Source organism: Faecalibacterium tardum, from assembly GCF_040096515.1.
GTDB classification, from domain to species: Bacteria; Bacillota; Clostridia; order Oscillospirales; family Ruminococcaceae; genus Faecalibacterium; species Faecalibacterium tardum.
The window spans coordinates 1-1,270 of record NZ_JBBMEO010000091.1; the positions used below are offsets into that span (position 1 = coordinate 1).

The following is a 1,270-nucleotide window of genomic DNA, read 5'->3' on the forward strand; positions in this document are numbered from 1 at the left end:
GGCCCACCAAGGCGACGATCGGTAGCCGGACTGAGAGGTTGAACGGCCACATTGGGACTGAGACACGGCCCAGACTCCTACGGGAGGCAGCAGTGGGGAATATTGCACAATGGGGGAAACCCTGATGCAGCGACGCCGCGTGGAGGAAGAAGGTCTTCGGATTGTAAACTCCTGTTGTTGAGGAAGATAATGACGGTACTCAACAAGGAAGTGACGGCTAACTACGTGCCAGCAGCCGCGGTAAAACGTAGGTCACAAGCGTTGTCCGGAATTACTGGGTGTAAAGGGAGCGCAGGCGGGAAGACAAGTTGGAAGTGAAATCCATGGGCTCAACCCATGAACTGCTTTCAAAACTGTTTTTCTTGAGTAGTGCAGAGGTAGGCGGAATTCCCGGTGTAGCGGTGGAATGCGTAGATATCGGGAGGAACACCAGTGGCGAAGGCGGCCTACTGGGCACCAACTGACGCTGAGGCTCGAAAGTGTGGGTAGCAAACAGGATTAGATACCCTGGTAGTCCACACTGTAAACGATGATTACTAGGTGTTGGAGGATTGACCCCTTCAGTGCCGCAGTTAACACAATAAGTAATCCACCTGGGGAGTACGACCGCAAGGTTGAAACTCAAAGGAATTGACGGGGGCCCGCACAAGCAGTGGAGTATGTGGTTTAATTCGACGCAACGCGAAGAACCTTACCAAGTCTTGACATCCTGCGACGGTTCTGGAAACAGAACTTTCCTTCGGGACGCAGAGACAGGTGGTGCATGGTTGTCGTCAGCTCGTGTCGTGAGATGTTGGGTTAAGTCCCGCAACGAGCGCAACCCTTATGGTCAGTTACTACGCAAGAGGACTCTGGCCAGACTGCCGTTGACAAAACGGAGGAAGGTGGGGATGACGTCAAATCATCATGCCCTTTATGACTTGGGCTACACACGTACTACAATGGCGTTAAACAAAGAGAAGCAAGACCGCGAGGTGGAGCAAAACTCAGAAACAACGTCCCAGTTCGGACTGCAGGCTGCAACTCGCCTGCACGAAGTCGGAATTGCTAGTAATCGCAGATCAGCATGCTGCGGTGAATACGTTCCCGGGCCTTGTACACACCGCCCGTCACACCATGAGAGCCGGGGGGACCCGAAGTCGGTAGTCTAACCGCAAGGAGGACGCCGCCGAAGGTAAAACTGGTGATTGGGGTGAAGTCGTAACAAGGTAGCCGTAGGAGAACCTGCGGCTGGATCACCTCCTTTCTAAGGAGTCAGGCAATGACAGAG

At 53.7% G+C, this 1,270-nt stretch carries 1 rRNA gene; it reads left to right on the forward strand.

Annotation, left to right across the window (positions count from 1 at the left end):
* Positions 1-1,246: ribosomal RNA gene (locus WMO44_RS14870) — 16S ribosomal RNA — on the forward strand; the annotation flags it as partial.
* Positions 1,247-1,270: the final 24 nt, after the last annotated feature.